The organism is Pannonibacter indicus (assembly GCF_001418225.1).
Lineage (GTDB): Bacteria > Pseudomonadota > Alphaproteobacteria > Rhizobiales > Stappiaceae > Pannonibacter > Pannonibacter indicus.
This window is the reverse complement of the sequence record NZ_LIPT01000004.1, coordinates 230,984-254,264: the sequence shown is the minus strand read 5'-3', so window position 1 is coordinate 254,264 and position 23,281 is coordinate 230,984. Positions and strand designations below refer to the sequence as shown.

Genomic DNA, 23,281 nt, shown 5'->3' with positions numbered 1-23,281 from the left:
TGCTGCCGGTGTCTCTTCCCTGTCAACCAAAATGCTGCTCCCGTTTCAAATGACGTCAGGCCTTGCCGGACTGCCGCTCCAGCACCTTGCCAGCAAGGCTGCGGGTGATGCGGCAGCCTGCGGCCAGTGCTTCTGCGTCAAGCGCGGCCACCAGACGGCCCGCGACGCCCAGCGAGCGTTCCATGCGCACGACAAGATAGTCCACCACCCCTTGGTCAATGGCAACCTGCCGGTCGGCAAAGAGCTTCACAAGGACACAGCGCAAAAGCCCGTCATCCGGCTCCAGAATTTCCACAGGTGTCGCAGCCCTGAGGCGCGAGACCAGATCCGGCAGCGTCAGCGGCCAGCTCGACGGCCATGTGCGGCTGGTAATGAGAAGGCTTGCCCCTGCCTGCCGCACCGCATTGATGAGGTGAAACAGCGCCGTCTCGTCAAAGCCCCGGTGCGCATCTTCCACGGCAACAGCCCCGGCCGCCACCAGATCCGCCACCTTTTCAGAGGTGAGGTCACGGGCCTGGATCACCACCGCCCCCGCTAGCGCCCGCCAGATCTCTACCAGATGCGTCTTGCCGCTGCCCACGGGCCCCGCCAGCACGGTGACGGGGGCCGGCCAGTCAGGCCAGGACTCGATCATCTCCAGCGCGGCATGATTGGCCTCGCCTTCCAGGAAATCATCCCGGCTCAGGGCCTGCTCATGCGGCAGGATCAGGGGCAGCTGGCGCGGTGTGTCAGCCATGGTCTCTTGGGCTTTGAACTCTACTCGTCAGAAGCTCCGGACTGTTCCGGAACACCCGTGCCCTTGTACAGGGCACTGGCTAGGTACTGCCTCAGCGCGAAACGCGCAAGCACACCCACCATGGCAGCCGCCGGAACAGCCACAAGCATACCAACAAATCCAAAGAGATATCCAAAGGCAAACAGGGCAAACATCAGCCAGACCGGATGCAGGCCGACGCTGCTGCCCACAAGCTTCGGCTGCAGGATGTTGCCTTCCAGAAACTGCCCCACGGCAAACACGGCTGCCACCGCTGCAATCCAGTGCCAGTCGGGCCAGAACTGCACCAGCGCGACCGACATGGAGGCGATGAACCCGAGCGCCGCGCCGACAAAGGGAATGAAGCTGACAAGCCCCGCACCAATGCCGATCAGCAGGCCGAAATTCAGCCCCAGCATCACCAGCGAAACGGCATAGAAGAGGCCCAGCAGCAGGCAGACGGACACCTGCCCGCGCACGAAACCGGCGACGGCATTGTCCATCTCGCGCGCCAGTTCACGGATGGTTTCCACATGCTGGCGCGGCAGCCAGCTGTCGATGCGCTCGATCATTTTGTCCCAGTCGAGCAGCATATAGAAGGCAACCACAGGAGTCACCACGAAGAGCGACAGGATCGACATCAGCGCCTGTCCGCCGCTCCAGACCGATTTCAGCACGCCGCCAATCCATGTTGCGGCCTTGCCCATGATGTCGCCAAGGGACGACTGCATGTCCTCGACCTTCAGGCCGCTGAACTTGGTGAGGCGGTCGCCCAGTTGCTCGGTCAGGAGGTCCTGCAGCGAGCGGACCAGCGAGGGAAGCCGGTCGACAAATCCCAGCATCTGGTTGCCCAGAACCGGCACGAGCAGCACCAGAACCACGATGAGAAAAATGACGAACAGCAGCAAAATCATCAGCGTGGCGGCAAGCCGGCTGAGGCCCCGGCGCTCGAACCAGTCTGCCACAGGATCCAGCAGATAGGCCAATGCCATCCCGGCTACGAAGGGCAGCAGCACCGCGCTGAACACCAGCATGAACAGGATGAAGGCCAGGAGAGACAGAAGCCAGAACTGGACCTGCCGGCGTAACGTCATGAAGCAACTCCGTTATGCACCGCAACACAGGGCATATGAGCGCGATAGGGGCAGTTTCAGGCCGCAAGGTCAAGCCGGAAGCTGTCCGCCACCTCCCTTGGCCGCCGCCGTCCACGGCTCATGCAGGCGCAATCGGCGGTTTTTCGTGATGTGCAGCCTCTCAGCCGTTGCAAGGCGGCCGAAAATCGGGCATTGCGCTGGCAAACCGCAACCGGCACGGAGACTTGACCCATGAGCGCGCAGGACAGCCAGGGGAAGAACGGCCTCACCTATTCCCAGTCAGGCGTTGATATTGACGCAGGCAACGCTCTGGTCAAGCGCATCGCGCCGCTGGTCAAGGCCACCGCCCGCTCCGGCGCGGACAGCGCCATCGGCGGCTTCGGCGGCATCTTCGACCTGAAAGCCGCAGGCTTCTCCGATCCGCTGCTGGTTGCCGCCAATGACGGCGTTGGCACCAAGCTGAAGGTCGCCATCGACACCGGCTGCCATGATACCGTGGGCATCGATCTTGTTGCCATGTGCGTCAACGATCTGGTCGTTCAGGGTGCCGAGCCGCTGTTCTTCCTCGACTATTATGCCACTGGCGCGCTGGATGTGGACACGGCAACCGCCGTCGTCGGCGGCATTGCCGAGGGCTGCAAGATCGCAGGCTGCGCGCTGATCGGCGGCGAAACGGCGGAAATGCCGGGCATGTATGGCAAGGGCGACTATGACCTTGCCGGTTTCGCCGTCGGCGCTGTCGAGCGCGATGGCCTGCTGCCTCGCACAGATGTGCAGGAGGGCGACGTGCTGCTTGCCCTCGCCTCCTCCGGCGTCCATTCCAACGGCTATTCGCTGGTGCGCAAGATCGTCGAAGTCTCCGGCCTGACCTATGAGGACGCCGCCCCCTTCGCAGATGGCCGCAAGCTGGGCGAAGCCCTGATGACGCCGACGCGCATCTATGTGAAGCCGCTGCTGGCCGCCCTCAAGGCCACCTCCGGCATCAAGGCGCTGGCCCATATCACCGGCGGCGGCCTGCCCGAAAACCTGCCGCGCGTGCTGCCGAAGGGCACCAATGCGCGCATTGATCTGTCCGCCGTTTCCGTTCCCCCGGTCTTCGGCTGGCTCGCCGCCACCGGCAATGTCGCCGAAAAGGAAATGCTGCGCACCTTCAACTGCGGTGCGGGCATGGTCGTGGCCGTTTCCGCTGACAGCGTGGAGGCCGTGAAGGCAGCCCTTGAAGCGGAAGGCGAAACCGTTGCCGTGATCGGCCGCATGGAAGCCGGGGCCGAAGACGAAAGCGAAGTCATCTTCGACAATCACCTCAGCATTTTCGCATGACCGTCAGCCGCAAGCGCACAGCCGTTCTGATTTCGGGCCGGGGCAGCAACATGCTGTCGCTGATCGAGGCTGCGAAGGACCCTGCCTATCCGGCGGAGATTGTCCTCGTTGTCTCGAACCGGCCGGATGCGGGCGGCATTGCCCGGGCGGAGAGCTTCGGCATTCCCGCCAGGGTTCTCGATCACAAGACCTATGGCCGCGACCGGGAAGCCTTCGAGCGCGAGCTGGACGCCATGCTTGTGGCTGAGGACATCGAACTGGTGGTGCTTGCGGGCTTCATGCGGCTGATGACGCCCTGGTTCGTGGAACGCTGGAACGGGCGGATGATCAACATCCACCCGGCCCTGCTGCCCTCCTTCAAGGGCCTGCACACCCATGAGCGCGCTCTGCAAGCGGGCGTGCGGCTGCATGGCGCGACGGTGCATTTCGTCTCGCCCGGCATGGACGAAGGCGCCATCATCGCGCAAGGCGCCGTACCCGTGCTGTCCGGCGACACGCCCGAAGCACTGGGAGCAAGGGTGCTGAGCGTCGAGCACCAGATCTATCCGCAGGCGCTGGCACTGGTTGCCTCCGGTCAGGTGCAGCTGGAAGACGGCAAGGCCGTCTGCCGCGCTGCGGCTGAGGATGCCGAAGGCCGCCTCACCGCGCCGCGCTGGTAATTGTAGTTCTCACAACTCCAGCCCGCCCGTCTCGATCCCCGCCGCTTCCTCATAGGCCAGCGCAAATTCCAGCGTCTGCCGGTCCGCCCTCGGCGGGCCGATGAGCTGGACGCCGGCCGGCAATCCGCCTGCCCCAAAACCGGCGGGGACGGCGGCAACGGGAAGTCCTGCCAGCGCCGGGCCGATGACCACTTCCATCCAGCGGTGATAGGTGTCCATTGTCCGCCCGGCAATTTCACCGGGCCAGGGCAGATTGACATCGAAGGGAAACACCTGCGCCGACGGCAGGATCAGGAAGTCGTAGGTCTCGAACATGCGCCGCATCGCCGCGTGCCATCTGGTGCGCACCACGGACGCGGTGTGAATGTCTTCCGCACTCTTGCCCAGGGCCAGCTCGAGCTCGTAATGCATCTGCGCATTCAGTTTCGCCCGAGCCTCCGGCTTTTCGTAGAAACCGCGCAGGCCATGGGTGACGGAGAAGCTGCGCAATGTCAGCCAGCACTCCCACAGCTTTGCAAAGTCGAATGGCGGCGTGGCTTCCACCACCTCGCAGCCCATCGCAGACAGCACGTCCAGCGCCTTGCGGCAGACCTCCAGAACGCCCGGTTCAAACGGCAGATAGCCGCCCAGATCCCCCAGCCAGGCCACCTTTCTGCCCGTGAGATTGGCAGCTCCGCGCAAGGCAAGGTCTTCATCGGCGAGCGACAGCGGATCAACCGGATCATATCCGGCCTGCGTTTCCAGCAGCCGCGCCATATCGGCCACCGTGCGCCCCATGGGGCCGTTGATTCCAAGCTGGCTGAAGAACAGATCCGGGCTCTTGCCATTCGGCACCCGGCCAAAGCTGGGGCGGAATCCGTAGACATTGTTGAAACCAGCCGGATTGCGCAGCGAGCCCATCATGTCCGAGCCATCGGCCACGGGCAGCAGCCTTGCTGCCAAGGCCGCAGCCGCACCGCCGCTGGAGCCCCCGGCACTGCGCGCCGGATCATGCGGATTGCGGGTCGCCCCATGGACCGGATTGCGGGTGTGGGAGCCAAGGCCGAATTCCGGCGTGTTGGTCTTGCCGATGAAGATGGCTCCTGCCGCCCGCACCCGCGCCACGTGAATGGAATCAACCGGGGACACATAGCCGGGAAACAGCGGCGACCCCCAGGAGCACGGCAGGCCCTTGACCTCCGCCAGATCCTTCACCGCCTGCGGCATCCCGTGCATCCACCCGCGCGATTGCCCATCCGCCAGCTCCCGGTCGCATGCGCGCGCCTCTTCCAGCAATTCCCTTGCAGGGCGCAGATAGATGAGCGCGTTGATCATTGGATTGATCCGCCCGATCCGCTCCAGATAGGCCTCCATCACGGAGACGCAGGAGATCTGCCGTTGATGAATGGCAGCGGACAGCTGGACGGCGGAAAGCGTTGTAATGCCGGTCTGCATGATGGTTCGGCGGCTCCTGATCCTTTGCGCGGCCTCGCGGGCGCTGCAATCGTCCTCCAATCCGGCGGCACTTGTCGAGGCCATGATTGCGGCAGAGCTGCCCCAACGCCCGCTTGAGCGTGATTTGGAATTTTTCAGGTCCAATCAGCAGAAGCTGCCAGCCATGCAATAGAAAAGAAACATCAGAAAGCGGACGTGAACCGAGTAATGCGCCGCTCGATTTTCCAGAGTTGTTTTTCATCTCCCGGTTTCCCTGCGATTCCCGCAGATAAACGGCAGAGAAATACGATATTTCAAAGATCAATGCTTGGATTTTGCGGCGGCACTGGCCGCCACAAGCAGCAAGCAAAACGGAATAGGCCATTCACATGACCAGTTCAACAGACCCGATGGCTCGCGTCCGCCAGCATGTTGAGGAAGCGCTGCTGGCGAAGGCTGGCGAAGATGCCGCCTTCCGCACCCTGCTGCTGAGCGATCCGCGCGCTGCCCTGAAGCAGCTGCTTGGCGTGGACCCGATCCCCTCGCTCAAGATCCGCGTCATCGAGGAACAGGCCGGCGAGGTCACCCTCGTCCTGCCCCGGGCGATTTCGCAGACCGATCTGCCGGAGGAATTGCCGGATGAGCTTCTCGATTTTGCCTCTGGAGGCAATGCCAAGGAATGCTGGTGGAAGTTCAACCAGTGGGCCTACAAGCAGGACTGGCTGCCCTGAGAAAGCAATCTTCAAAGGACAACACCATGACGTATAAGACGGTTCCCATGGCATCGGTACGCGCCCACATCGAGTCGGTGCTCGTCGAAAAAGCGGCCTCTGACGCAACCTTCCGCGCTCTGCTGACAAGCAATCCGCACGCTGCTCTCCGCAAGCTGCTGGGCGTTGACGCGCTCCCCTCGCTTAAGATCACCGTGATTGAAGAGCAGCCTGGCGAAATCACGCTCGTTCTGCCCCGCAAGATCGCTCAGGACGAGCTGCCGGACGAGCTGCTCGATTATGCCTCAGGCGGCAATGCGCAGGAATGCTGGAACCAGTTCAAGAACGACTGGCTCTTCGGCCGGTTCGACAAGAAGAAGTAACCACTCATCACTTGATCAGAAAGGATATTCAGATGACGTCCATGACCGAAGCCGTTGCCGGTGCACGTGCGCACATTGAAGCCGCGCTCGTTGCCAGGGCAACCTCAGACACGGCCTTCCGCGAGCTGCTGAAGAGCAACCCGCATGCCGCCATCCGCGAGATGTTCGGCAATGACCCGATCCCGTCGATGAAGATCAGCGTCGTCGAGGAACAGGCCGGCGAAGTGCTTCTCGTGCTGCCGCGTTCGATCGCCGAAGACGAGCTGCCGGATGAACTGCTCGATTATGCCTCGGGCGGCAGCCTCGACAAATGCCTGCGGGATATCGGCTTCTTCAAGCCGATCGAAGGCCGCGGCCTCTGGTAAGGATGGAGAAGACAATGAGCGGTATCATCGCCTATCCGTTCGAGAAAGCCCGCGCGCTGCTGGAAGCCGAACTTCGAGCCAAGGCACAGTCTGACACGGCCTTCCGCGCTGCGCTTCTGAGCGATCCGCACGCAGCGCTCGTGGATCTGCTCGGCACGGATCCGGTGCCCAGCCTTGCGATCCGCGTTCTGGAAGAGGCCGCTGGAGAAATCGTGCTGGTGCTGCCGCGCCGCATCGAAGCCGATGAACTGCCGGACGAGCTGCTCGATTACGCCTCCGGCGGCGCCTACAAGGGCTGCAAGGGCGACGACTGGACCCAGGACAAGCTGGGCCGCATCGGCATCGATCCTTTTTGATCAGATCAATTGCATGGAGGCCGGGAGTTCCCCGGCCTCTTTCTCATGCCAAAGGTTCAGCCCGCCGCATGAAGCCTTGCGTTGAACAGCGGGCTGCGGCTCAGCTGCTTCAAGGCTTTTGCACCGGCCAGCACGCCAAGATCCACCAGCGGCTCCAGAATGATCACGGTCATGTAGGCCGCACCGAAGCTGGCCACATCCGCCAGGTTCTCCGCTGAGAAGCCATGGCCATAGATGGCCCAAAAGGCCACCCAGGCGACGATGCCGCCCTGATAGGCGGTGGAAAGCGCCAGCGCCTGCGAATATTTCAGGTCCACATAAGGCGTTGACGGCGCAATGATTCGCTTCGCCAGCAGGCTGATGCCAAAGAGCGGCACCAGCAGCGTGGTGACATTCATGCCGTATTGCGGCAGATCGAAGGGCGCAAAGAACAGCCCCTGGATCAGCAACCCCGCCGCAAGGCCGATGGCGGCAGCCCCTGCCCCGAACAGCAGCAGCAGTGTCGAGCCGAGAATCAGATGCACCTCGGACACGCCCACGGGGTGATGCGGCAGCACCTCGAAGAAGCAGAACACCAGCGCAGTCGTCATGATGCTGCGCAGGAGAAGCGGAATGGCGCCGCCATTGGTCCGCAGGTCGTCAACGGCGAGTTTTGCCGCCAGCCCGAAAGCCGCTGCCGCCGTGCCATAGCTCAGGATGATCTTCGCGCCTTCAACGACGCCTTCTTCTATATGCATGCTCGTTCCTTTCTGCGCCCGCCGCGCATGGGACTGGGTGGGGCTTTGCGCCCGGTGATGTGATGGACAGGTATCCTGGCTCACGGCTCACCGCTTCGCCTGCCTTCCCAGCCTTTTGGGGCCAGTGGCATCGGGGCGTCGCTCGCCGTTTACAGTTGCGGGGGCAGCCGGGGAATCAGGTCTTGCCTCATGTGCAAGCCCTTCACCCCGTTCCCTGATTTTTGCCGCAGCAGACCTCGTCTGTGCAGCCCATCAGCGGCACTCTAGCTCATGCGGAAACAATGCCAAAGCATTTGTGCAGGCCCGCAAGGCCTCAACACACCGCCAAAAAGTATGAGCCTGGGGCGGCAAAGCGCCGTGAAATCGCCCCCTTTGACAGATCATTTCACAAAGCCGTTATGCCGGAGTAGTTTAACCTGCCTTACGGACGGTCATGTTCCGGCCAAAGACCCGTGTGTGACGCAAGTCACGGACCCGGATGGCAAGGTTGGGACATGGTTCCGGCGGTTTAGATTTCAGTTCTCAATCTGGAGCTTCAAATGCGATCCTTTCTGATGCGCGGTGTCAGCGCTTCTGTCATGACCCTGGTGCTGGCCCATGGCGCACTGGCCTTCGAAGCGACCGGCAATGACATTGCCGACGCCTTCCTGAGCCGTCTTGAAGCCGGGGACGTGAAGGTTCTGTCGGTCGGCGGCGTATCCGAGGATGGCAGCGAGGTCACCATTGAAGACGTCGCCCTTGAAGGCAAGACTCAGGATGACGGCTCGGGCTCCATCGGCATTATCACGCTGACCAACGGTGTGGTGCAGGCTGACGGCACCATGACCCTGGACGGGCTCGCCTTCGAGGAAGCCTATCTGGAAGACAAGACGGGCACGGCCGTTTCGGTGGCCTCTTTCGTCGCCAGCGAGGTGGTCCTGCCCCCGGCTGACGGCTCCAAGTCCTTCGAGGATGTGGCCGATTACAAGAGCATCGAGGCCGAAGGCATCGAGATTACGGAAGGCGACAGCACCAAGGCGCGCCTGGAATCGGCCTATGCCGCCATCAACAGCCGCGAAGACAACCTGCCGACCTCGGGCGAACTGACCCTTTCCGGTCTGACCATGGCCGTATCGGAAATGGATGCCTCCTCGGCAAAGCAGCTGACCGATCTGGGTTACGAGACCGTCACCGCTGATCTTTCGACCGACTTCAAGTGGGACCCGGTGACCGGGGTTCTGGACCTGCAGAAGCTGGACATCACAGCCGCCGACATGGGCGGTGTTTCCCTCGCTGTCCAGATCGGCGGTTTCACCAAGGAAGTGGCCGAAAAGCTGTCTGCCGCCAAGGACAACAGCGAAGAAGCCATGGCCATTCTCCAGGGGCTGACGGTCAACTCCATGCGCCTGCGCTTCGACAACGGCTCCATCGTCGACCGTCTGCTGGACCAGCAGGCCAAAACCGCCGGTTCGGACCGCGCAGCAGTCGTAAGCCAGCTCAAGACCGGCCTGCCGATGATGCTTGCCCTGCTCCAGAACCCGGAGTTCCAGGCCAAAGTGGCAACCGCTGCTGCCGAGTTCCTGGACAACCCGGTGTCGCTGCAGGCTGATGCCAAGCCGTCTGCACCTGTCTCCATCGCGCAGATCTTCGGCACGGCCATCATGGCACCGCAGGGCCTGCCGCAGATCCTCGGGATCGACGTAACGGCCAACAAGAAATGAGCGCCGTTTGACGGTCCCGCATCCGGCGATGGCCCCCATCAACGGAAGCACAGACCGGACGCCTGATTTCAGAACCAGCCAGCGCGGCGGTTTGACTGAACTGCCGCGCTTTTCATTTTTACAAAAGGAGGCCAAGCCTTGTTGCCGACCCCAATCTTCACCCGCTTCAGCGCCCGCACCGCCACGATGGTGCTGGTCATGTCGCTGCCCTCGCACGCTTTCGCCAGCCAGGCCAGCGTGCTGGTGGACCGCTGGATGGCGGATTTCACCAGCATGGGTGCTTCCGTTGCCAGCTATGAACGCGCCGAAGACGGTGCAACCGGCAACGATGTCACCATCCATGGCGTCAAGATCGAGTTCGCCATTCCGCTGCCCGGCGGCGAGGACAAGGTGGACGTGAAGTTAGGGATTGATGCCGTTTCCTTCGAGGGCCTGACCGAGACGGACAAGGGCTACGAGGCCGCCAGGATTTCCGTGCCGGGAACGGCCCGTGCAGACGTCGAGATCCCCGGAAAGTATTTTGACACGGCCAGCACCGGCCAGACCAAGCTGGAAATCCCCGGCCCCGAAGACGAGACCGCAGATGCACCGGCCGAAGGCGAAGCTGGCGAAAGCTCCGAGGCTTCCGAAGCCGCCGCACCGGAGGCAAAGCCTGCCGAACCGGTGAGGATCATCCTCAGCCAGACCGGCTATGTGGCCGAAGGCATGGCCTGGAGCCGCATCCCCGATGTGCCGGAAGATCCGCAGCGCCCGGTGACCCGTTACTTCGACATTGCCCGCACGCTGCTGGACGGCAAGGGTGACCGCTATCACATCGAGACGATGACACTGGAGATGACCGGCCCGGACGGCATGAACCAGAAGACCGTCTACGAAGACTATGCGATGACCGGGTACAAGGATTTCCGGATCGACGAGTATTCGGTCGGCAAGACGGTCCAGACCCAGGACTTCATGCCCCTGGAACCCGGCGGCCAGATGGCCCAGATGACCATGACGATCGGCAAGCAGGTGGTGAAGGACATCGACTTCATGCCGCTGCTGACCCTGATCGGCCAGGGCTCCGACCCGAGCCGCTTGACCATCATGGGCAGCCAGACCGTTGAAGAAATGACCGTCAGCGTCGCCAGCGTCGACGTCAAGATCGACAGCCTCACCGCTGATCCCATAAGCATCACCAAGGCGGAAACCCTGCCCCTTTGGCCTTATCTTGACCAGCTGGTGCTGGATGAAGATGCCGTTGACAGCGACGAGGCCGGCAAGGCAGCCCTCGCCTCGCTGCAGTTCTTCAAGGCCGACGGCATGGCCGTCAATGGTGTCAGCTTCACCGCTCCGGACGTGAGTGGCGGTCTCGGCAAGTTCGAGATGAAGGACATCAGCAGCAACGGCCTCGGCATTGTTGCCTTCGACGGCCTCAAGGCCGATGTGACGAAGCCGCAGGAAAAGGTCGAGATCAATCTTGGCCGCATCGCGGTGGGCGAGATCGACTTCCCGCTGATGGACTCCCTGGTGCGGATCTCCATTGCCAGCATGAGCGGCATGGAGCCCTCCGTGCAGGACATTCTCGATGCCCGCCCGATCATCGGTCTGGCCGAAGTTCTGGGCGTCTCGGTCAAGGCGTCCGCCATCGGCGATCAGGAGATCGCTCTGGACACCTACCGCCAGACCGAGAAGGGCCACATCAACCGCATCCCGACCGAGGCTGGCCTCGTGATCAAGGGTCTGCGCTTCCCGGCGGCGATTGTGCCCGACCCGCAGTTCCAGGAACTTGCCGCGCGCCTCAACATCACCGAAGTGGTCATCGACCAGAACTTCGAAATGAACTGGGATGAGGCAACAGGTGACCTGACGCTCAAGGACCTGAGCCTTGGGATGAAGGATGGCGGCAGGATCCACATGACCTTCACCATCGGCGGTATCCCGAAGTCCGTCTTCGAGAACCCCGCCATGGCGCAGCTGGCCCTGGCAACCGCAAGCATCAAGTCTGGCCGTATCGAAGCTGAAAATCTGGCTGTCCTGTCGGCCTTCATCGGCGTTCAGGCGGACGAGGCGGGCCTCACGCAGGAAGAGCTCGCCGCAGGTCTGATCGACATGATGGCACAGGACATGGGCCCGCTCACCGGCACCCGCTTCGGCGAGGAACTGCTGGAGGCAGCCCGCACCTTCGCAGCCGATCCGAAAAATCTCGTGATCGAAATGGCCCCAAAGGCACCGGTCCCGGTCACCCAGCTTCTTGGCGCAGGCGCCACCGCTCCGCAGACCCTTCCGGACCTGCTGGGCGCAAGCGCCACGGCCAAGTAATCCCCCTTCCCCGGCAAGTCACGCTCGCCAGGAACAGCAAAGCTGACACAGCAAACAAGAATGCCGGGCAGATCCCTCTACCCGGCATTCTTCTGTTTTCCGGCCGCGCTGTATCATTTCCCGGCAATGCAGGCTCCTTGAAAGAAGCCCGCGTCACCCTTTCGCCGTGTCGCGGAACTGCAGATCGTAAAGCCGCCGGTAGACGCCATCATGGGCCAGAAGCGCTTCGTGCGTGCCGGTTTCCACCACGCGTCCCCGGTCGAAGACGGCGATGCAATCCGCATCGCGCACGGTGGAGAGGCGGTGGGCGATGACAAGCGTGGTGCGGCCCTGCATCAGCCGCTTCAGCGCACCCTGCACCTTGGCTTCCGATTCCGCATCCAGTGCCGAGGTCGCCTCGTCCAGCAGCAGGATCGGGGCATTGCGCAGCATGGCGCGGGCGATGGCGATGCGCTGGCGCTGGCCGCCGGAGAGCCGCCCCCCGCCCTCTCCCACCAGCGTGTCATAGCCCTGTTCCATCGCCTCGATGAACTCATGCGCATTGGCATCCACCGCCGCGCGGATGATATCCGCATCCCCGGCACCGGGGCGGCCAAGGGCGATGTTGTCGCGGATGGAAAGGTCGAAGAGGAACGTATCCTGCGTCACCAGCGCAATGTGATCACGCAGGGAGGCCAGCGTCACCTGCCGGATATCTTGTCCGTCGATGAGAATACGGCCGGTGCGGATGTCGTAGAACCGCTCCAGCAGCGAGAAGGTCGTGGACTTGCCGGCCCCCGAAGAGCCGACCAGCGCGGTCACCTTGCCCGCTTCTGCCACGAGATCCAAACCGTTCAGCACGGGCTTATCACCATAGGTGAAATGCACGCCCTCAAACCGGACCTCGCCCTTGCCGGTCTTCAGCTCAACCGCATCCGGCGCATCCTCGAAGGCGGGCGGGCGGTCCAGCATCTCGAACATGAGGCGCACGCCGACCAGATTGGAGCTGAGGTTCACATGCAGGCGGGCGAGGCGTTTCACCGGTTCATAGGCGAGCAGCAGCGCGGTGATGAAGGAGAAGAACCCTCCCGGATCCTTGCCCTGCTCGATGACGCTGAAGCCGCCATAGAGAATGACCAGCGCAATGGCAAAGCCGCCGAGAGATTCCATCAAGGGTGAGGTGCGGGCCGTCAGCGCGGCAATGCGGTTGGCGCGGCGCTCCACATCGGTGATCGCCTTGTCCATCTCGGCGCGCATACGCTCTTCGACACGGAAGGCCTTGACCACCCGCACGCCGATCGCGGTTTCCTGCACGGCGGAGACGATCTTGGTGGTGGAAACGAACTGGGACTTGGCGTGCTTGCGGACCCGCCGGACCAGCAGCGACACACCGAAGACGGCGGGCGGCATGATCAGCAGCGCGATGGCGCTGAGGCCAGGGTCCTGAATGACCATGACGGCGACGAGCCCGACAACGCTCAACAGATCGCGTCCGAGCGACAACACCACCATGTCCAGCACGCTGCGGGCGGCTTGCGCGTTGTGCGAAAGCCGCGTCGCCAGATCGCCCAGCGGTGTGCGGTCGAAGAAGGTCATGTCCTGGCGGGTGATGGTGCGGAAAAGGCGGCGCTGGCAATCGGCTACGATGGCATTGCCGATCCGGCTCATCGTCACCTGCTGTCCGTAGGTCGAGATCCCCTTCACCGCGAAGATGGCCATCACCGTAAAGGCAATCAGCCGCACCATGGACTGGTCGCGGTTCACGAAGACCTCGTTGATCACGTCGCGCATGATCCAGGCGCTGGCCGCGGTCGAACCGGCTACGAGCCCCATGAACAGGAAGGACAGAAGATAGCCCGGCACATGGGCGCGGGCATTTTCGGAAACGAGACGCCGGATTACGGCATAGGTGCCGTCCGGGTCCTGAAACCAGGTCTTGACGCTCACGTTTCACGCCTCTGGTCTACTGCGGCCTGCGCCCATTGCACAAGGATCACCGCCGGATAATACGGCTGCGCCCGCTTTTGGGCGGGCGCAGCATCAGATCACTTGGCCGGGAGGTTAAGCCGCAGATGCAGCTCCCGCAGCTGTTCGTTGCTGGGCGGCGTCGGCGCGCCCATCAGAAGATCCTGCGCCTGCTGGTTCATCGGGAACAGCGAGACTTCGCGCAGGTTCTTCGCACCCACCAGCAGCATGATGATGCGGTCCACACCAGCGGCCATGCCGCCATGGGGCGGAGCGCCATACTGGAAGGCGCGGTAGAGGCCGCCGAAGCGCTTTTCCACATCCGCAGCGCTCAGCCCAACCTTCTCGAAGGCCTTGACCATCAGCTCCGGCGACTGGTTACGGATCGAGCCGGACGCAATCTCGAAACCATTGCAGACCATGTCATACTGATAGGCCTTGATGGTCAGCGGGTCCTGGTTCTCCAGCGCCTCCAAGCCGCCCTGCGGCATCGAGAAGGGGTTATGGGCGAAGTCGAGCTTCTTCTCGTCCTCGTTCCACTCATAGAACGGGAAGTCGACAATCCAGCACAGCTCGAACCGGTCACGGTCCACGAGGTTCAGATCCTCGCCTGCGCGGGTGCGTGCTTCGCCGGCAAACTTGTAGAATTTCGCCGGATCACCGGCGACGAAGAAGGCGGCATCACCGTCCTCAAGGCCGAGCTGCTGGCGGATCGCTTCGGTGCGCTCCTCGCCGATGTTCTTGGCGATGGGGCCAGCACCTTCCAGCACATCGCCTTCCTTGCGCCAGAAGATGTAGCCGAGGCCCGGCTGGCCCTGCCCCTGCGCCCAGGAATTCATCCGGTCACAGAAGGCGCGGCTGCCGCCGGTCTTTGCCGGAATGGCCCAGACCTGGTTGCGCTCGTCTTCCAGCATGCGGGCAAAGATCTTGAAGCCGGAACCGCGGAAGTGGTCGGACACTTCCTGCATGACGATCGGGTTGCGCAGGTCCGGCTTGTCGGAGCCGAACATGCGGATCGAATCGTCATAGGCGATGCGGCGGAAGGTCTGCGTCACCGGCTTGCCTTCGGCAAATTCCTCAAAGATGCTGCGGATCACCGGTTCCATGGTGGTCCACACGTCTTCCTGCGTGACGAAGCTCATTTCCAGGTCGAGCTGGTAGAACTCGCCCGGCAGACGGTCGGCGCGCGGGTCCTCGTCGCGGAAGCACGGGGCGATCTGGAAATAGCGGTCGAAACCCGCCATCATCAGCAGCTGCTTGTACTGCTGCGGCGCCTGAGGCAGCGCGTAGAAGGTGCCCGGATGAATGCGGCTCGGCACCAGGAAGTCACGCGCACCTTCCGGCGAGGAGGCGGTGAGGATCGGCGTCGAAAATTCGGTGAAGCCGCCCTTGGTCATCTCGCGGCGCATGGCGGCGATGATCTGGGTGCGCTTGACGATGTTCTTGTGCAGCGTGTCACGGCGCAGATCGAGGAAGCGGTACGTCAGGCGGACGTCTTCGGGATACTCCGGCTCGCCGAACACCGGCAGCGGCAGCTCCTTGGCAGCGCCCAGCACTTCCATGTCGCGGATGAACAGCTCGATCTCGCCGGTTGGCAGGCCTGCATTCACCGTCTCTGCCGTGCGGGCCTTCACCTCGCCGTCGATGCGGATGCACCATTCGGAGCGGACGGTTTCGGCCAGTTTGAAGGCTGCGCTGTCCGGGTCGACCACGCACTGGGTGATGCCGTAATGGTCACGCAGGTCGATGAAAAGAAGTCCGCCATGATCGCGCACGCGGTGAACCCAGCCCGACAGGCGAACGGTTTCCCCAACGTGGCTCGCGCGCAATTGGCCGCAAGTGTGGCTCCGGTAGCGGTGCATGCAGTCCTCGACAATCTCGGCAATGAACAAGGAGCGCGCCCGCAAAAGGGCACGCAATCGTGCGAGCGACAAGCCACGTTGTGCCGCCAAAGTCAAGACGCAGGCGGGTTTCCTCCCCCGTTCCAGCCCTTCCGGGGCATGCCGCGCCAGAGCCTTGCGCGCCAACCGATCACTTTCCGTGAAGTGTCCATTCACCTCGTGAACTGTTTTCACCGGCAAACGCAGAGTACAAAGGGAGAATAGGGAATGGCAGGCGGCCTGCGGCCTTTGAGCCGGGGCCGGCACCGCCGCACACAGAACTGACCAGAGGTCCAGGAGCGCAGCAGCAAAGCGCCGGCCCGCAATCGCAACGCGCCTTCCAGAGAAACCGATGTCAACGATCCGCCCGCTCATTCCCCTGCTTGCCACCGCCGGCATTCTCATCGGCGGCAACGGGCTGCAGGGAACCTTCATCTCGCTGCGCGCGCTGGAGGAAGGCTTTTCACCGCAGACCATCGGCGTCATCGGCACGGGCTACAACATCGGTTTTGCCGTCGGCTGCATCTACATCACGCGGATCATCCGGGCCACCGGCCACATCCGCGCCTTCTGCGCCCTGGCCGCGATCGCCGCCGCCGCCTCCATGCTGATGCTGCTCTATATCGCGCCCCTGCCCTGGTTCCTGATGCGCCTCGTTCAGGGGCTTTGCATCGCCGGACTGTTTGCCGTGGTGGAAAGCTGGCTCAATGCGCGCGTCACCAATGCCAACCGCGCCCGCACGCTTTCCATCTACCGCTTTGTCGATCTGGGCGCGGTAACCTTGGGCCAGTACATCATCCCGGCGGTCGGCGTCAGCGGTTTCGAGCTCTTCGTCATCATCGCAATGACGCTGACGCTTTCGCTGGTGCCGATCTCCCTCACCGACCGCACCAGCCCGGCGGTGCCCGAACATGTGCGCTTCGATGTGCGGGTGCTGTGGCGCGTGTCGCCGCTGGCGACCATCGGCTGCATCGTTGTGGGTTTCACCAACGCCAGCTTCCGCTCGCTTGGCCCCGTCTATGCGGACGGCATCGGCATGACGGTCACCTCCATCGCCACCTTCATGAGCGCGGGTATCTTTGCCGGTGTGGTGCTGCAATATCCGCTGGGGCATTATTCGGACAAGCTGGACCGGCGGCTGATCATCCTCATCGCCACTTTCGGCTCCTTCGTCTCCGGCATTTTCCTGGCGCAGGTGGCGGGCGAAAGTGTCTGGCTCAATTATCTGGGCATCTTCGCCTTCGGTGCTTTCGCCATGCCGCTCTATTCCCTGTGCTCGGCCCACGCCAATGACCACGCAGCCCCCGGCCAGCATGCACTTGTCTCGGCCGGAACTCTGTTCTTCTGGTCGGTCGGGGCCATTGCCGGACCGCTCTTTGCTTCGATGCTGATGGGCCGATACGGGCCGCATTCCCTCTTCTGGTACACCGCCGCCGTGCAGGGGCTGTTCATGGTCTACACGGTGATGCGGATGATGCAGCGCGAAGGCGTTCCGGCCGAAGGCCGCCGCAGCCGCTTCCACTCCCTCCTGCGCACCTCCGCCTTCTTCGCCAGGCTGCCCGGATCTGGAAGCGCAAAGGAAAAGCCTTGAAGGAGCTTTACACTTGGCCGGTCAATCAAGCGCCTGAATGAGCGGATGCCATTGCGCCAGAACGTCAGCCGGAGCTGCCGGAGGATCAAAGACGCTGGTTCCGCTGGCAGCATGGCGGGCATAGATCACCCGGCCGGTAATTTCGGTCAGCAACGGATAGCCTGCTTCCTGCGCCTGCTGCTGCAGCAGAAGCTGATCAGCCCGGCTGCGCCGGACCCGGTTGGCCACGACGAGAATTTCCGCCTTGCCCTTGCGGATGCGTTTCATTTCCGCGAGCCGTTTCAGGAACGCCGCCGTCGCGTCCCAGTCGAAGGCCGACGGCATCAGCGGCACGACAATGTCATCGGCCTCCGCCACAAGATCCTTTGCCCGCTCACCGCGCAGGCCGCCGGGGCCATCGATGAAGATGACCCCCTGGCTGAAGGACGGCATGTCATGCTCTCCCTTGCTCCAGTCGAGCCCATGGATCACCGGCAGGCCTTGCGGCCGCCGCTTCAGCCAGCCAAGCGACGAGCGCTGCCGGTCGGCATCAGCGAGAAACACCCGCTCGCCCCGCACGGCGAAGGCAGCCGCAAGTGTGGTGGCAAACGTGGTCTTGCCACAGCCGCCCTTGCTGTTGACGATGAGAATCCTGCGCATGAAGCTGTCCTCCGTAACCTGAGCTTTACGCAGGTGTTTCCCTCATGCAACCTTGCTGGCGCACATTACAAGAGGCTGACGGTTTCATGGCGACAAGATGGCAAGTCTGCGGTATAGACCAGAGTTACCATGAATCTGATCACGACCACATCTGACCTCGCCGACGCCTGCAAGCGCCTTGCCGCCCATGATTACGTGACTGTGGACACGGAATTCCTGCGCGAGACGACATTCTGGCCGAAGCTCTGCGTTATCCAGCTGGCTGGCCCGGATGACGCCTTCATCGTCGACGCACTGGCCACCGGGCTTGACCTTGCGCCCTTCTTCGAGCTGATGCGCGATCAGTCCGTCATCAAGGTCTTCCATGCCGCCCGGCAGGATATCGAGATCGTCTATCATCTTGGCGGCCTGATCCCGACGCCCCTTTTCGACACTCAGGTCGCGGCAATGGTCTGCGGCTTTGGCGATTCGGTCTCCTACGACCAGCTGGTGCAACGCATCACCGGTGCGCGCATCGACAAGTCGTCCCGCTTCACCGACTGGGCCCGCAGGCCCCTGACCCAGAAGCAGCTGGAATATGCGCTGGCAGACGTGACCTACCTGCGCGATGTCTATCTGTTCCTCAAGGCCAACCTTGCCGAACAGAACCGCATCAGCTGGGTCGGCGACGAAATGCAGGTGCTGCTGTCGGAAGGCACCTACCGCACCGAGCCGGAAGACGCCTGGCAGCGCCTGAAGATGCGCGTGCGCAAGCCCATCGAACTCGCCGTGCTGATGGAAGTAGCCGCCTGGCGCGAGCGCGAGGCCCAGTCCCGCGACGTGCCGCGCTCCCGCGTGCTCAAAGACGATGCCATCTACGAGATTGCCGCCCAGCAGCCGGTGAATGCGGATGCCCTCAGCCGCCTGCGCACCATCCCGCGCGGCTTTGAACGCTCCAAACAGGCCGAGGACATCCTCAAGGCCGTCAATGCCGCCATGAGCCTGCCCAAGGAGAAGCTGCCGAAGCTGCCCAAGGGCCGTCAGGCGCCCGATGGCTCTGCCGCGGCGGTGGACCTTCTGAAGGTGCTGCTGAAGCTCGTCAGCGAACAGCAGGGCGTTGCCGCCAAGGTGATCGCGACGGTCGAAGATCTGGAGCAGATCGCCGCCGATGATCAGGCCAGCGTGCCTGCGCTGGAAGGCTGGCGCCGCGAAATGTTCGGCGAGATGGCCCTGAAGCTCAAGCGCGGCGAGATCGCCCTCGCCTTTGACGGCCGACAGGTCGTGGCGCTGGAGCAGCCCGCCAAGTCAAAGGCCGCTGCGGAGTAATCCGGCAGGCAGTCTGACTATAGAAAAGCCCCCGGCGCCGCGAGGCTCCGGGGGCTTTTTTGTTCCTCCAACGCCCCCCTTCCGGTTCGGGGGGGCTCAGCAGTCCGTCAGACTGATAGCCGTCAGGCCAATCAGGCCTTCAGGATGGAGCGGCCGGCAAAGCGGGCCTGGGAGCCCAGTTCCTGCTCGATGCGCAGCAGCTGGTTGTACTTGGCAAGCCGGTCGGAACGGGCCAGCGAGCCGGTCTTGATCTGGCCGCAGTTGGTGGCAACCGCAAGATCGGCAATGGTTGCGTCCTCGGTCTCGCCCGAACGGTGCGACATGACGGCGGTGTAACCGGCCTTGTGGGCGGTTTCCACGGCGTCCAGCGTCTCGGTCAGGGAACCGATCTGGTTCACCTTGACGAGGATCGAGTTGGCGGTGGCGCTGGCAATGCCCTGGCGCAGGCGGCTGGTGTTGGTGACGAACAGGTCGTCGCCCACCAGCTGCACGCGGTTGCCGCACAGCTCGGTCACGGCCTTCCAGCCGGCCCAGTCGTCTTCGGCCATGCCGTCTTCGATGGAGATGATCGGATAACGGGCGGAGAGATCGGCGAGGTAGGCTGCCATCTGGTCCGAGTCCAGTGTCTTGCCTTCACCGGCCAGAACGTACTTGCCGTCCTTGTAGAACTCGGTGGAAGCGGCGTCGAGCGCGAGGTAGATGTCTTCACCCGGCTTGTAACCGGCCTTCTCGATGGCCTTCATGACGAAGCCGATGGCAGCGTCGGTCGATTCGAGGTTCGGCGCAAAGCCGCCTTCGTCACCCACGTTGGTGTTGTGACCGGCGTCCTTCAGGGCCTTCTTCAGCGTGTGGAACACTTCCGCACCCATGCGCAGCGCCTCGGAGAAGTTCTCCGCGCCCACCGGCATGATCATGAATTCCTGGAAGTCGATCGGGTTGTCCGCATGGGCGCCGCCGTTGATGATGTTCATCATCGGCACCGGCAGCAGGCGGGCGGAGGCACCGCCGACATAGCGGTAAAGCGGCAGGCCGGAGGACTGGGCAGCGGCCTTGGCAACGGCCAGCGACACGCCGAGAATGGCGTTGGCGCCGAGCCGGCCCTTGTTCGGGGTGCCGTCCAGCTCGATCATGGTCTGGTCGATATGGATCTGGTCTTCCGCATCGAGCCCGCCGATGGTGTCGAAGATCTCGCCGTTGACGGCATCGACGGCCTTCAGCACGCCCTTGCCCAGGTACCGGGTACCGCCGTCGCGCAGCTCGACAGCCTCATGCGCACCGGTCGAAGCACCGGAAGGCACTCCGGCGCGGCCAAAGGCGCCGTCTTCCAGCAGAACGTCCACTTCAACGGTCGGATTGCCGCGGCTGTCCAGAATTTCGCGCGCCGTGATATCGACAATAGCGGTCATTCGTATCTCCTCGAGATCGGCCCGGCCGGCCTTCCGGCACGGGCAAGGTAGGTTCCGGACATTCGTCCGGCCATTTCAAAGCTGCAAGCGGCGGCCCGCCGCAGGAGCAAACTCAGGACTGCGCGGCGGCCTTCACCACGCGGTCAATGTCGCGCACCATCTTCAGCAGCGCGCCAAGATCCTTCAGCGGCACCATGTTCGGACCATCGGACGGAGCATTGTCCGGGTCGTCATGGGTTTCGATGAAGAGCCCTGCGATGCCTGCAGCGGCAGCCGCACGGGCGAGAACCGGCACCATGGTGCGGTCACCGCCTGTGGAAGCGCCCTGCCCGCCCGGCTGCTGAACCGAGTGGGTGGCATCGAACACCACCGGCGCACCGGTGCGCGCCATGATGGGAAGAGAGCGCATGTCCGTGACAAGCGTGTTATAGCCGAAGGAGGCGCCGCGCTCGGTGAGCAGCACATTCGGATTGCCGCTCCCGACGATCTTGGCCAGCACGTTGGCCATGTCCCAGGGCGCCAGGAACTGGCCCTTCTTCACATTCACCGTCCGCCCCGTGCGGGCAGCAGCGACGAGAAGGTCCGTCTGGCGGCAGAGGAAGGCGGGGATCTGAAGGATGTCAACAACTTCCGCAACCGGCGCACACTGGGCCTCGTTGTGGATGTCGGTGATCACCGGCATGCCGAAGGTCTCGCGCACCTCGGCGAAAACCGGCAGCGCTTCTTTGAGACCGATGCCACGCTTGCCCGTCAGCGAGGTGCGGTTTGCCTTGTCGAAAGAGCTCTTGAAAACAACGGGAATGCCGAGATTTGCGGCAATTTCCTTCACCGCCGCTGCCATCTCCAGCGCGTGGGCGCGGCTTTCCATCTGACAGGGACCGGCAATGAGGGAGAAAGGCGCGTCATTGGAGAATGTGACGTTGCCAACAACGACTTCCTTGTTCGGAGTCACCATGCGCAGATCATCCTTTGGGCGTAGGGGCCAACGGGGTCTGCATACAGGCCTTTTGCCCCTGCCGCAACTCCGCAGAACCCCAAGCACCCCCGTTTCGCATTTGCGAAAAATTTGATATTCAGGAGGTGTTGCCTGCAATCCTGCCATGTTTCGGCGCCAGCGTGAGCAACCTACAGCATATTGACCGGACAAACAGTCCACGTGTTTCAGGAGTATTTTCCATGAGCAGACCGATCCGCAAGGCCGTATTGCCGGTGGCAGGTCTTGGCACGCGTTTTCTTCCCGCGACCAAGGCCGTTCCGAAAGAGATGCTCACGATTGTTGACCGCCCGATCATCCAGCACGTGGTGGACGAAGCCCGTGCCGCCGGTATCGAGCACATTGTTTTCGTCACGGGCCGCAACAAGCACGTCATCGAAGATCATTTCGACATCAATTACGAGCTGGAAGACACCCTGCGCCGGCGCAACAAGGCCGCCGCATTGGAACTTCTCGACAAGATCCGCCCGGATGCCGGCACCACAAGTTTCACCCGCCAGCAGGAGCCGCTGGGTCTGGGCCATGCCATCTGGTGCGCCCGTGACATCATCGGTGACGAGCCCTTTGCCATTCTGCTTCCGGACGTGATCGTCAAGTCGCAGAAGAGCTGCCTCGCCCAGATGGTGGACGTCTACAACGAGCGCGGCGGCAACATCATCGCCGTTGAAGAAGTGCCGGAAGACCAGACCCACCAGTACGGCATCGTCAAGCTGGCCAGCGGCGGTCCGCGCGGCCGCGCCATGCCGATCGAAGGCATGGTGGAAAAGCCGGCTCCGGGCACCTCTCCGTCCAACCTGATGATCACCGGCCGCTACATCCTGCAGCCGGAAATCTTCAAGCTGCTCTCCGAACAGGAGAAGGGCGCAGGCGGCGAGATCCAGCTGACCGACAGCATGATCAAGCTGATGGAGAGCCAGACCTTCACATCGCTTCAGTTCGAGGGCCGCTCCTATGACTGCGGCTCGAAAATCGGCTTCATCGCCGCCAACATCGCCTTCGGCCTGGAGCAGTCCGATATCTCCGGCGAACTGATGACGATCATGTCCGACCTGACCCGCGCCAAGGCCGCCGAATAAGCAGCTGTCCGGAAGCAGAGCAATTCAAGGGGCGGAGCGATCCGCCCCTTTTCTCTGTCCAAAACTTGGCACCTCCCGAAAACGTGACGAAACAGACAGATCTCTTTGCCGTTTCCTGGCGTAATCTTCCCATGTTCCACACGCGAGGAGACGCGCCATGAACAAGGTGGCCAGAAGGGTGATGTGGGGGGGGATGTGGGTTCTATGCGGCAGTCTGGCCCTTGTGCTGTCCCCGGACCCGGCAGCGCTGAGGCTCGGGCCTCAGGCGGTCCAGGCCGAAGAGGCCTCGGGCCAGGAGTTCCGCCAGCTCATTCAGCAGCAGATGCAGGCCTTCCGGCGCAATGACGCTGCGGGGGCCTTTTCATTTGCCACGCCCGGATTGCAAAAGCAGTTCATGACGCCGGACATCTTCATCAACATGGTGAAGGAGGTCTACATGCCGGTCTACCGGCCGAAGAGTGTCAGCTTCGGCAAGCTGCGCCAGACGAAAAGCGGCCCCGTGCAGGAGGTCTTCGTCACTGGGCCTGATGGGGACGACTGGCTGGCGCTTTATTCCTTCGCACAGCGGGAAGACGGCACCTGGGGCATCTCCGGCTGCATTCTGCGCAAGGACAAGGGCTTTCAGGCCTGAGGCTTTCTCTGGAAGTCAGCTGG

Annotated in this window: 21 protein-coding genes and 1 riboswitch; of the genes, 12 read left to right on the top strand and 9 right to left on the bottom strand. The window is 62.9% G+C overall.

The window, feature by feature from the left end:
- Positions 1 to 55 precede the first annotated feature (55 nt).
- On the bottom strand, positions 56 to 736 hold the full coding sequence (locus ASC48_RS09440; protein WP_055455487.1) for a P-loop NTPase family protein: 681 nt from the start codon (positions 734 to 736) through the stop codon (positions 56 to 58).
- Between the two features lie 20 nt (positions 737 to 756).
- Positions 757 to 1,848 (bottom strand): AI-2E family transporter, encoded by a 1,092-nt coding sequence (locus tag ASC48_RS09435; RefSeq protein WP_055455486.1) that lies wholly within the window; start codon positions 1,846 to 1,848, stop codon positions 757 to 759.
- A 231-nt stretch (positions 1,849 to 2,079) separates the two neighbouring features.
- Here ASC48_RS09435 and purM point away from each other — a divergent pair, with 231 nt between their 5' ends.
- The gene (purM, locus tag ASC48_RS09430; protein ID WP_055455485.1) at positions 2,080 to 3,168 is read left to right on the top strand and encodes a phosphoribosylformylglycinamidine cyclo-ligase; all 1,089 of its coding nucleotides are present in this window, start codon (positions 2,080 to 2,082) and stop codon (positions 3,166 to 3,168) included.
- A complete protein-coding gene (gene purN, locus ASC48_RS09425; RefSeq protein WP_055455484.1) occupies positions 3,165 to 3,827 on the top strand; it encodes a phosphoribosylglycinamide formyltransferase in 663 nt (220 codons plus the stop codon). Before purM ends, purN begins: the two co-directional genes overlap by 4 nt.
- A 9-nt stretch (positions 3,828 to 3,836) precedes the next feature.
- Here purN and ASC48_RS09420 read toward each other — a convergent pair whose 3' ends face one another.
- Complete coding sequence (locus ASC48_RS09420) at positions 3,837 to 5,261, bottom strand: amidase (protein ID WP_055455483.1); 1,425 nt, start codon at positions 5,259 to 5,261, stop codon at positions 3,837 to 3,839.
- A 368-nt stretch (positions 5,262 to 5,629) separates the two neighbouring features.
- On the opposite strand from ASC48_RS09420, the gene ASC48_RS09415 reads away from it, so the two are divergent.
- The 4 genes from ASC48_RS09415 to ASC48_RS09400 are packed head-to-tail and all read left to right on the top strand — an operon-like array spanning position 5,630 to position 7,054.
- Positions 5,630 to 5,971 carry an NHLP leader peptide family RiPP precursor gene (locus ASC48_RS09415; RefSeq protein WP_055455482.1) on the top strand — a complete coding sequence of 114 codons (342 nt, stop codon included), beginning with the start codon at positions 5,630 to 5,632 and terminating at the stop codon, positions 5,969 to 5,971.
- Positions 5,972 to 5,997: 26 nt separating this feature from the next.
- Positions 5,998 to 6,333, top strand: a complete 336-nt coding sequence (locus ASC48_RS09410) for an NHLP leader peptide family RiPP precursor (RefSeq protein WP_055455481.1) — start codon at positions 5,998 to 6,000, stop codon at positions 6,331 to 6,333.
- Positions 6,334 to 6,365: 32 nt separating this feature from the next.
- Entirely contained in the window at positions 6,366 to 6,698 is a 333-nt protein-coding gene (locus ASC48_RS09405; RefSeq protein ID WP_055455536.1) for a hypothetical protein, read from the top strand.
- A 14-nt stretch (positions 6,699 to 6,712) separates the two neighbouring features.
- On the top strand, positions 6,713 to 7,054 hold the full coding sequence (locus tag ASC48_RS09400; RefSeq protein ID WP_055455535.1) for a hypothetical protein: 342 nt from the start codon (positions 6,713 to 6,715) through the stop codon (positions 7,052 to 7,054).
- A 56-nt stretch (positions 7,055 to 7,110) separates the two neighbouring features.
- Here ASC48_RS09400 and ASC48_RS09395 read toward each other — a convergent pair whose 3' ends face one another.
- Positions 7,111 to 7,791, bottom strand: coding sequence for an energy-coupling factor ABC transporter permease (locus tag ASC48_RS09395; RefSeq protein ID WP_055455480.1), 681 nt, complete (start codon positions 7,789 to 7,791; stop codon positions 7,111 to 7,113).
- Between the two features lie 47 nt (positions 7,792 to 7,838).
- A riboswitch (cobalamin riboswitch) is annotated at positions 7,839 to 8,060 on the bottom strand.
- Positions 8,061 to 8,330: 270 nt separating this feature from the next.
- On the opposite strand from ASC48_RS09395, the gene ASC48_RS09390 reads away from it, so the two are divergent.
- Together ASC48_RS09390 and ASC48_RS09385 are read left to right on the top strand one after the other, a co-directional pair.
- Entirely contained in the window at positions 8,331 to 9,491 is a 1,161-nt protein-coding gene (locus ASC48_RS09390) for a hypothetical protein (RefSeq protein WP_055455479.1), read from the top strand.
- 138 nt (positions 9,492 to 9,629) lie between these two features.
- Complete coding sequence (locus ASC48_RS09385; protein WP_141658914.1) at positions 9,630 to 11,792, top strand: hypothetical protein; 2,163 nt, start codon at positions 9,630 to 9,632, stop codon at positions 11,790 to 11,792.
- 153 nt (positions 11,793 to 11,945) lie between these two features.
- Here ASC48_RS09385 and ASC48_RS09380 read toward each other — a convergent pair whose 3' ends face one another.
- Together ASC48_RS09380 and aspS are read right to left on the bottom strand one after the other, a co-directional pair.
- A complete protein-coding gene (locus ASC48_RS09380) occupies positions 11,946 to 13,718 on the bottom strand; it encodes an ABC transporter ATP-binding protein (RefSeq protein ID WP_055455477.1) in 1,773 nt (590 codons plus the stop codon).
- Positions 13,719 to 13,816: 98 nt separating this feature from the next.
- On the bottom strand, positions 13,817 to 15,598 hold the full coding sequence (gene aspS / locus ASC48_RS09375; protein ID WP_055455534.1) for an aspartate--tRNA ligase: 1,782 nt from the start codon (positions 15,596 to 15,598) through the stop codon (positions 13,817 to 13,819).
- A gap of 370 nt (positions 15,599 to 15,968) precedes the next feature.
- Here aspS and ASC48_RS09370 point away from each other — a divergent pair, with 370 nt between their 5' ends.
- On the top strand, positions 15,969 to 17,207 hold the full coding sequence (locus ASC48_RS09370) for an MFS transporter (RefSeq protein WP_055455476.1): 1,239 nt from the start codon (positions 15,969 to 15,971) through the stop codon (positions 17,205 to 17,207).
- Between the two features lie 21 nt (positions 17,208 to 17,228).
- Here the strand turns inward: ASC48_RS09370 and ASC48_RS09365 are convergent, their stop codons facing one another.
- Entirely contained in the window at positions 17,229 to 17,846 is a 618-nt protein-coding gene (locus ASC48_RS09365; protein WP_055455475.1) for a ParA family protein, read from the bottom strand.
- Positions 17,847 to 17,975: 129 nt separating this feature from the next.
- Here ASC48_RS09365 and rnd point away from each other — a divergent pair, with 129 nt between their 5' ends.
- Entirely contained in the window at positions 17,976 to 19,151 is a 1,176-nt protein-coding gene (gene rnd, locus ASC48_RS09360) for a ribonuclease D (protein WP_055455474.1), read from the top strand.
- Positions 19,152 to 19,282: 131 nt separating this feature from the next.
- Here rnd and eno read toward each other — a convergent pair whose 3' ends face one another.
- A complete protein-coding gene (gene eno, locus ASC48_RS09355) occupies positions 19,283 to 20,557 on the bottom strand; it encodes a phosphopyruvate hydratase (protein WP_055455473.1) in 1,275 nt (424 codons plus the stop codon).
- A gap of 112 nt (positions 20,558 to 20,669) precedes the next feature.
- Entirely contained in the window at positions 20,670 to 21,512 is an 843-nt protein-coding gene (gene kdsA, locus ASC48_RS09350; RefSeq protein ID WP_055455472.1) for a 3-deoxy-8-phosphooctulonate synthase, read from the bottom strand.
- Between the two features lie 221 nt (positions 21,513 to 21,733).
- Here kdsA and galU point away from each other — a divergent pair, with 221 nt between their 5' ends.
- Together galU and ASC48_RS09340 are read left to right on the top strand one after the other, a co-directional pair.
- On the top strand, positions 21,734 to 22,627 hold the full coding sequence (galU, locus tag ASC48_RS09345) for a UTP--glucose-1-phosphate uridylyltransferase GalU (RefSeq protein ID WP_055455471.1): 894 nt from the start codon (positions 21,734 to 21,736) through the stop codon (positions 22,625 to 22,627).
- Positions 22,628 to 22,784: 157 nt separating this feature from the next.
- Positions 22,785 to 23,258, top strand: a complete 474-nt coding sequence (locus ASC48_RS09340) for a DUF4864 domain-containing protein (RefSeq protein ID WP_208975631.1) — start codon at positions 22,785 to 22,787, stop codon at positions 23,256 to 23,258.
- Positions 23,259 to 23,281: the final 23 nt, after the last annotated feature.